The organism is Paenibacillus alkalitolerans (assembly GCF_016482785.1).
Classification (GTDB): domain Bacteria; phylum Bacillota; class Bacilli; order Paenibacillales; family YIM-B00363; genus Paenibacillus_AE; species Paenibacillus_AE alkalitolerans.
This window is the reverse complement of record NZ_JAEMXM010000002.1, coordinates 542,794-551,101: the sequence shown is the minus strand read 5'-3', so window position 1 is coordinate 551,101 and position 8,308 is coordinate 542,794. Positions and strand designations below refer to the sequence as shown.

General features: G+C 50.1%; 10 protein-coding genes. 7 read left to right on the top strand and 3 right to left on the bottom strand.

Annotation, left to right across the window (positions count from 1 at the left end; genetic code table 11):
* Together JET16_RS06580 and JET16_RS06575 are read left to right on the top strand one after the other, a co-directional pair.
* Positions 1-394: hypothetical protein (locus JET16_RS06580; RefSeq protein WP_199614992.1), on the top strand; the 394-nt coding region annotated here is incomplete at its 5' end.
* A 70-nt stretch (positions 395-464) separates the two neighbouring features.
* Positions 465-1,397, top strand: a complete 933-nt coding sequence (locus tag JET16_RS06575; protein WP_199614991.1) for a manganese-dependent inorganic pyrophosphatase — start codon at positions 465-467, stop codon at positions 1,395-1,397.
* Between the two features lie 244 nt (positions 1,398-1,641).
* Here the strand turns inward: JET16_RS06575 and serA are convergent, their stop codons facing one another.
* Positions 1,642-3,231: a phosphoglycerate dehydrogenase gene (serA, locus tag JET16_RS06570; RefSeq protein ID WP_199614990.1), complete on the bottom strand. Its 1,590-nt coding sequence runs from the start codon at positions 3,229-3,231 to the stop codon at positions 1,642-1,644.
* A 559-nt stretch (positions 3,232-3,790) separates the two neighbouring features.
* On the opposite strand from serA, the gene JET16_RS06565 reads away from it, so the two are divergent.
* Positions 3,791-4,117, top strand: coding sequence for a rhodanese-like domain-containing protein (locus JET16_RS06565; protein ID WP_199614989.1), 327 nt, complete (start codon positions 3,791-3,793; stop codon positions 4,115-4,117).
* Between the two features lie 8 nt (positions 4,118-4,125).
* On the opposite strand, the gene JET16_RS06560 is transcribed toward JET16_RS06565, so the two are convergent.
* Positions 4,126-5,043, bottom strand: coding sequence for a hypothetical protein (locus JET16_RS06560; RefSeq protein WP_199614988.1), 918 nt, complete (start codon positions 5,041-5,043; stop codon positions 4,126-4,128).
* A gap of 69 nt (positions 5,044-5,112) precedes the next feature.
* Between JET16_RS06560 and JET16_RS06555 the strand changes: the two genes are divergently transcribed.
* Both JET16_RS06555 and JET16_RS06550 read left to right on the top strand, forming a co-directional pair.
* Entirely contained in the window at positions 5,113-5,721 is a 609-nt protein-coding gene (locus JET16_RS06555; protein ID WP_199614987.1) for a CPBP family intramembrane glutamic endopeptidase, read from the top strand.
* Positions 5,718-5,903: a hypothetical protein gene (locus JET16_RS06550; protein WP_199614986.1), complete on the top strand. Its 186-nt coding sequence runs from the start codon at positions 5,718-5,720 to the stop codon at positions 5,901-5,903. The genes JET16_RS06555 and JET16_RS06550 overlap by 4 nt, the downstream gene beginning before the upstream one ends.
* On the opposite strand, the gene JET16_RS06545 is transcribed toward JET16_RS06550, so the two are convergent.
* Positions 5,888-6,730: a polysaccharide deacetylase family protein gene (locus JET16_RS06545; protein ID WP_199614985.1), complete on the bottom strand. Its 843-nt coding sequence runs from the start codon at positions 6,728-6,730 to the stop codon at positions 5,888-5,890. The two genes, JET16_RS06550 and JET16_RS06545, sit on opposite strands and share 16 nt — an antisense overlap.
* 161 nt (positions 6,731-6,891) lie before the next feature.
* Here JET16_RS06545 and JET16_RS06540 point away from each other — a divergent pair, with 161 nt between their 5' ends.
* Both JET16_RS06540 and JET16_RS06535 read left to right on the top strand, forming a co-directional pair.
* Complete coding sequence (locus JET16_RS06540) at positions 6,892-7,350, top strand: hypothetical protein (RefSeq protein ID WP_199614984.1); 459 nt, start codon at positions 6,892-6,894, stop codon at positions 7,348-7,350.
* Positions 7,351-7,683: 333 nt separating this feature from the next.
* Complete coding sequence (locus JET16_RS06535; protein WP_199614983.1) at positions 7,684-8,280, top strand: genetic competence negative regulator; 597 nt, start codon at positions 7,684-7,686, stop codon at positions 8,278-8,280.
* The last annotated feature ends 28 nt before the right edge of the window (positions 8,281-8,308 follow it).

The following is an 8,308-nucleotide window of genomic DNA, read 5'->3' as shown; positions in this document are numbered from 1 at the left end:
GCGGTTCATCCGTGAATCACGTTGTTTCACTATGGAACAGGGGCCGCGGTTCAACCGCCTGTTGTTTCACTTTGGCACAACGCGGTTCATCCGTGAATCACGTTGTTTCACTATGGAACAGGGGCCGCCGTTCAACCGCCTGTTGTTTCACTTTGGCACAACGCGGTTCATCTGTGAATCATGGTGTGCCGAAGTGAAACAAACGGACCTCCGCTACAGAGCACATTGTCAAGGTCGCGAATGGCGATTTGCTGAAGGCGCTTTAAATTTTGTGAAAAGCCGCTTAAAGGCGCGCAAATATTTCGCTCACATGAACTGGGGGCAAGGGCTGATGGTATCCGGCTCTTTGTCGGAATTTAAACAATTTCTTCCCGAACACCGGTTGAATACGTGAAAATCTTGATTATGAATATCGTTCTGGGGTATACTTTTCTCGCCAATATAACGAGTAGGGGAGTAATAGGATGGAAAAAGTACTTATTTTCGGTCATAAAAATCCAGACACGGATTCTATTTGTTCCGCCATTGCCTATGCCGATTTAAAAACCAAATTGGGATGGAATGTCGAGGCTGTCCGTTTGGGAAGCGTCAACGGTGAAACACAATTTGCATTGGACCGCTTCCAGGCGGCAGCTCCGCGTCTTGTCGAGACGATGGCAGGCGAAGCGAAAACCGTCATTTTGGTGGATCACAACGAGCGCCAACAAAGCGCGGCGGACATCGATCAAGTTCGCGTGGCAGAGGTAATCGATCATCATCGTATCGCCAATTTCGAAACGAGCGGCCCCCTGTACTACCGGGCTGAACCGGTCGGATGCACGGCGACGATTCTCAAGAAGCTATATAAGGAAAACGGCATCGCCATATCAAAAGAAATTGCCGGACTAATGCTTTCCGCGATCATCTCCGATTCTTTGCTTTTTAAGTCGCCGACATGCACGGAAGAAGATGTGGCCGCTGCCCGTGAACTGGCGGAAATCGCCGGAGTCGACGCCGAGAGCTACGGTTTGGAGATGTTGAAAGCCGGGGCCGATTTAAGCGATAAGACGATCGAGCAACTCATCTCTCTCGACTCGAAAGAGTTCACGATGGGCAGCGCCAAGGTTGAAATCGCCCAAGTGAACGCCGTTGACGTTAATGATGTTCTTGCGCGTCAGCCGCAATTGGAGGATGCGCTTTCGAACATCATTTCAGAAAAGGGATTGGATCTGTTCCTCTTTGTGATGACGGATATTTTAAACAACGATTCCGTGGCATTGGCGCTTGGACGCGCTGCCAACGCCGTCGAGCAAGCTTACAACGTTAAACTGGCCGATAACAAGGCGGTTCTCAAAGGCGTCGTGTCTCGCAAATCGCAAATTGTGCCGGTGTTGACCGATACGTTTAATAAGATGTAGGAAGTCTAGAACCTCCAAAACCGCAGCGAATTAGGCGGGGTTGGAGGTTTTTTATGGCTTACAGCGTCTGAAAATGGCTTTTGCGACTCTGTAACCGAAATTTCTTCGCTTACAGCGACTATTAATCGAGCCTCTTTGTTTGAGCTTACTCGTACGCATAGGGTCAATTTGACCTTATTCTATTTCAGGCTGCAAAAAGAACCGTCAGAAGTGTACTGACACACTTCTGACGGTTCTTCATTGTTTACAGCGTAATTTCCTTCACATTGGTCAGATCGGAAAGCTTCGCGATTTCCTCCAGGACGCGCTTTGGCACAGGCTTATCGACGGTCAGCACCATGATCGCGGATCCGCCGACCACCTTACGGCCGACTTGCATCGTGGCGATATTCACTTCGTTCGTGCCAAGCAGCGTTCCGACACGGCCGATAATTCCCGGCTTGTCGGTATGCGATATAAGCAGCAGATTGCCTTCCGGAGCGATGTCGACGGGGTACGGGTCGATTTGCACGATACGCGGTCCGTAACCGTTGAGAAGCGTACCCGCAGCGGAGCGTTCGCCTCCGCTGCCTTTCAACGTGACCGTAATCAAGTTGGTAAATCCTTTCGCCGCCGTCGATTTCTGCATTATAACTTCTATACCGCGCGTTTTGGCCAAGTGAAACGAATTGACGACATTGACCTGCTCATGTCCGAGGTGGCGGGCTAACACACCCATTACGATATGACGCGTTAACGGCATCGTATCCACATCGGACAATTCGCCGGAATAGGAGACGCGAATTTCATTTACCGGACCTTCGGCAAGCTGCGCCAGAAGCGATCCGAGCTTGATGCCGAGGCCGAAATACGGCTGCAGCTTGGAGAGCACGGCATCCGGAATCGGCGGCATATTGACCGCGTTCTTGAACGGATGATTGCGAAGTATATTCAGAACTTGCTCCGATACGTCGATCGCGACGTTTTCTTGAGCTTCAACGGTCGATGCTCCCAAATGCGGCGTTACGATGATCTTCGGATGATTCAAGAACGGATGATCCGCACTTGGCGGTTCTTCTTCGAATACGTCGAACGCCGCCCCTGCGACGATGCCTTCTTCGATCGCCTCATACAATGCCATCTCGTCAATGATCCCTCCCCGGGCACAGTTAACGATCCGCATCCCGCGCTTCATGATTTCAAACTGCGGGCGGGAAATCATATGCCGGGTCTCGTTGGTAAGAGGAGTATGGACCGTGATGAAATCGGCGTTCCGTACAATATCCTCGACGGAGCCGAGCTTGACGCCCATCTTCTCGGCACGGTCTTCCGTCAGGAACGGATCGTACCCTATAATCTCCATACCGAACGCTTTCGCCCGTTTCGCAACTTCCGAGCCGATGCGTCCCATGCCTAAGACGCCGAGAACTTTGTTCCGAAGTTCAACGCCAAGGAACGATTTCCGGTCCCAAACGCCTTCTACTGTTTTCCGGTACGCCTGCGGAATGTGTCTGGCAAGCGCCATCATCATGGCGAACGTGTGCTCGCACGTTGTGATCGTATTCCCATCCGGCGCGTTGATAACGATAATGCCGCGCTGCGTGGCCGCTTCCAGTTCGATATTGTCCACACCGACTCCGGCGCGTCCTACGACCTTCAGTTTTTTGCCGGCTTCCATCACCCTGGCGGTCACTTTCGTCTGGCTGCGTACCAATAGAGCATCGTATTCACCAATAACGGCGACGAGTTCGTCTTCCGTCAAGCCTGTCTTTTTGTCTACGGTGACGTCGTTTGCGTCCGTCAATTGCTGCAACCCGAAATCGCTGATCGGATCGGACACCAACACTTTGTACATGTTTGCTCTCTCCCTCTTATGTCATTTTTTAATAAAAAAAACTCCCGAACCTCATACGACACCCGTATGAAGGGACGAGAGTTATTTCGCGGTACCACCCAACTTCGCCGCAAATTCGCATTTGCAGCCTCACCGGTCGACAAATCGACCCGGGAATATAACGGTTCCCTTGCCGGCTTGGCCTATCGTTGAAAATACAACGGTTCGGCGCGGCAGCTCCGGAGTGCTGCGGCTAGTTCGCGTCCGCCGATTTGCACCAGCCATCGGCTCTCTGTAAAGGACTGTCGGTTTGCCGTTCTCCATCATTGCTTGTATTAGATGTACAATCATTACTATTGCAACATAATGTAACACGGCGGTTTATCCGTGTCAATACGGAAGGCGCCGCCTTGTAAAAATAAAGGTTACGGTTGTTGCCGGCCGAGAAACCTAACCTATTTTGAAACGTAAACATCTAAAGAAATTACCACTGCGGCTGCAGTCAACGCAATGCCGGTTGAGTGTTGGATCCAGGAAAGAGTATTCTGTAGAAGACGATGCGTGGAGGGAGCGAAAATCGGTGAGACAACATAAACAAATATCGCCGCTGGAATTTAACAGGTTGTACGAATCGGGAGCGTTAAAAAACGGCCTCATCATTGATGTGCGAGAGCCGTTCGAATGGGAATATTATCATTTGGAGGAAAGTAAGTTGATCCCTATGCAGACCATTCCTCAAGTGCTGGATCAATTGCCCGAAGATAAGACTTTATATATCATATGCGCGCATGGTGTCCGAAGCGAAACGGCGTGCCGGTTTTTGACCGAACAAGGCTTCGAAGACGTCGTCAATGTGGCCGGAGGCATGGCGGCCGTAGCGGCGGAACGCGGCTTTGCTTACGATTGATAAAATAATTATTCAAAGAAAAACGGCAATTGGGGCAGCGTTTCGTCTTTATACAGTTTTTCTTTCAAGAGCAAATAATCGCCTGCACGAACTCCTCCGGCGGACAAGAGCGTCTGCGACGCTTGTCCGATCGTCGCCAGCTTCAGCTTGCCGGCGCTTCCGGTAGCGTCCATCTCGTCGATTCTGGAAGAGATGTCCTGCGGGTAAAAGCCGTAAAGCGTCCCTTCCGCAAGCAGTATGCGGCATATGTAAACATTCTTTGTATTAAGGTTCCATTGCCGCCATTGGTCAAGTGTCACTTGATCCCGATCCAACCACTCCAAACCGGTGACGTTAGGATCGCTGGCTTTGTTCCATTCCAGGATGGCTTCATAATATTCACGTTGAGCGCGAAGGGCGAAGCCATACGCTTCCAAAACGTATGCGTCTTGCCGAATTTGCTCGGCGATCAAAGACCCGTTGCCGGATCGCCTTTGGAGGCGGGTTGCCGCTTCGGAAAACAATTTCAAGCTCTTTAAATAATTGCGGTGGGCATCTATTAGCAAAGGTGAAACCTCAGGAATTGTGGAAGGTTCGATCTCATCGTACTTTTCTTTCGCCAACCGTACGATCTGTTTGAGGAGCGCGGACGCATCCGTTGTCCCGTTCCTTGATTCCATCGTGTCCAGGTGTTCGAACCATGTTTGCTCAAAATTCCGGAAAGGAAGAAGTACCGTATGGTAGAATGAAACAAGCTGTTGCTGATGGTAGGCGACATTCCCTTGATTTTGTTCCTCCTGCAGCCGTTCCATAAACGTCCGGTATTTCGCGTCGGTCTGTTCCTTGCCTGTCTGCAAGCCGTAGAAGAAAGCTCCGACCCCAACGATTAAGGTGAAGATGAAACTGAATGACAGCAAGATGTCTTGGCGGGTTAATTTCTTTTCCATGGGGGCTCCTCGATGTAGGTGTTCGTACCTATATCAGTATAGGTGAAAACTAATAAAAAGGGAATTGTTATGAAAAAATTTGATTTTAATAGATTGAAAAACATACGATTGCAAAAAGTGGATATTGCGAAGGTGAGCGATAAAACGCTTTTAATGAACTTGTACTTTACGCAATTGCTTACATTGTTGATAGCATTGGGCATCATGTGGGCGCAAGCCAGAAATCCGCTTGCACTGCTTTCCCTCCCGTCCGGCGCGATGCCGTGGATTTGGGGAGCCGGTTTCGCCGGAGCCGTCTTGGCCGTTGACGCATTGATATCCCGATGGATTCCGGAAGATGTAACCGATGACGGGGGAATTAACGACAAGCTGTTCGGAAACCGTTCTATCTTGCAAATCGTCCTCATTTCGTTCATTGTGGCCGTTTGCGAAGAGATGTTGTTCCGTGGCGCGGTTCAACATATGATCGGCCCGTATTGGACGAGCATCTTGTTTGCCTCGATGCATTTCAGATATTTAAGACACTGGTTGATGACCGGGCTTGTGTTTTCCATTTCTTACGGCCTCGGTTGGATCGCGATTCAATCGGGCACACTATGGACACCGATCGCCGCGCATTTTATCATTGATATGGTAATGGGGTTAATCATTCGCTTTCGGAGGAGAGCCGAGTCGTGACGTATCCTAAAGAAAACTTGGAAGGGTTCGAGGGACAAAAAGAAGAACCTCTCCCGCCGAGGAGAAAGGTTCATCCGTCCAACAAAATGCAAGTGATTCGATTTTTTTACAACTCGCTCATTTTCTTATTTCTCATTCTTATGGCGGGACTTATCATTTGGGGAAATCAGTTTTTGGAATAGTCCGGATCGATGAGCGCGGGATCCACGAAGCCGTACCCTTTCTCGCTCAGACGCGTCAACAAATCGTCAAGCCCTTCGGCCGTCCATGGCAGCTCGTGCATTAAAATATTGCTGCCGGGGTGCAGCTGTTCCATCACGCTTTCGACCACTTTTTCGGGTTTGTCATATCCTTTGACCCAATCCTGCGAGCCGTTTGACCAAGTCATGTAAAGCATTCCTTCTTCGGCGGCTTTCTTCTTGACGTGGTCGTTGCCGGCGCCGAAGGGAGGACGGAAAAATGTTGGTTTTTCGCCCGTTAATTCCTCAACGATGCGTTGGACGTCTTCGATCTGACGGTCCGCTTCTTCCGGCTTCAGCTTCTTTAAATTAACGTGATCCCAAGCATGATTGCCGATTGTCTGGCCGCGCTCATGTATGAGTTTCAACAGCTCGGGATGCTGCTTCACCCTGTAGCCGTTGACGAAAAATATCGCCTTGGCCGCGTGCTTGTCGAGCGTGTCCAAGATGGCAGTAAGCAGCTCGGCTTCCTTCGGGCCGTCGTCAAACGTCAATAATACGACTTTGCGTTCGGCGTCTTCCTTGGGAACGATCATGTAATTCCTGTTCATAAAGTACGTGCGCTCCGCCGTCTGTTCGGCCGGTTGCGCCTGCTCCGTATCGGGCTGTTGCTCCGGCTCCTCCCCGACGGACAGCTCTTCGGTTGTTGCGTGCTCCTCAAGGTCCGTTATTTGGGTGACGGGGGGAGTTGGCGCTGCCGGCGAACTCGGCTCGCCGCACGCCGTAAGAAGCATACATACGCTTATTAATAAAAGGCCGCTTTTGTTCATCTTCGATGGTCTCCTGTTGGTTGCGGAATATGTCGTGCTGAACCATTGTATCACGGCGCTTTAGGCTTTTTGAATCCCCAATTACCTAAATTTCATCCGCATGTTTTTGGCCGCTCGTGCGAACAATACACTTGAACTTATTATTGAATGGAGGGAATTCCGTGCGAATGAGGGGTTTTATCGTCGGCGGCTTGCTTGGTGCTGCGGTAGCGATGTTTTTCAATCGCGGAAATCGTTCGATTAATATGGCAACATTAACCTCTGCCGGGCAAGCGTTGGACCGAATCATCGAGACTGCCCGCAGCCGGATGATGGCTCCGGATAAACGGTCGTATTACGGCGGAACGGGCGGCACGAACGCTACCGGCACTACGGGGACTGCGGGCATGACAGGCACGACGAATCCAATGGGGACGGCGAATACAACCGGGGCAACCGGCACTATGAATGCAACGGGAACAACGAATGCAACGGGAACAACGAATACGACCGGTACAATGAATGCAACGGGAACAACCGGTTTGAACGACGTTGAAAAAATGGTTAAGCAAGACCCGCAATTGACGAAACAAGTGAACGAAATCTTGACGGAAAACGATAATTCGTTGACCATTCGATAATAAAGTTCGGCGGAAGGGCCGCTCTCCTTAATTGGAGGCGGCTCTTTCAACAAAAATCGGTTCAATACATACAAGCATGTGCAAAAAAGTTCTATAGTACCGGTGTGTCAGCGAATTCGCGGCATAAATCGAGACCGGTCATGGCGAGGAGCTTCCATACGTTTACTTTAAATAAGTACCTCTTATATAGTGCAAACGAAGAAAAATAATGTTAACATGGTAGAGAGCCGAGACAAGCGACAAAACATGTTGCTTATTTGGCGCGTCACCATTCCGGGGTTCTATCATAAGTTGTTGTAAACCGGATTTTTATCGGAAAAGGAGGATCCTGCGATGAAAATCGAGCGGTTAAGCCAAGACAAAATTAGGATTTTCCTGACGTTCGACGATTTGATGGAGCGAGGCATCCAGAAGAACGACATTTGGTTGAGCGAAATTCCGAAAGTGCACGAATTGTTTAACGATCTAATGGACCATGCATATTCGGAACTCGGTTTCGACGCGAGCGGTCCGCTGGCCGTCGAGGTATTCTCGATGCCGGCGCAAGGAATGGTCGTGATCGTTACCAAGGGCAAACCGAACGGTTCCGAAAGCGCGGCCGAAGAAGACGAAGACATTTACGAGATGGAAGTCACTTTGGAAGAAAGCGACCTCATCTCTTATACATTCCACGATTTCGAACACCTGATATCCGCCGCCAAACGGATCGGTCCTCAATATACGGACGCGGGATCCCTTTACTCCTACAAGGACAAGTGGATACTGCAGCTGGATTATGAAGATTCGGAAGAACGTCAATTTGACAATCTTATTTCGATATTATCCGAATTCGGAGAAGCGAATTCTTTAACCGAAGCGGTGCTCGAGGAATATGGGAAGCCCGTCATTCGCGATAACGCAATCGGGACGATTCGCACACGCTTCGCTTAATGAGCATTGAAGGGCGGCCAGCCGCTGC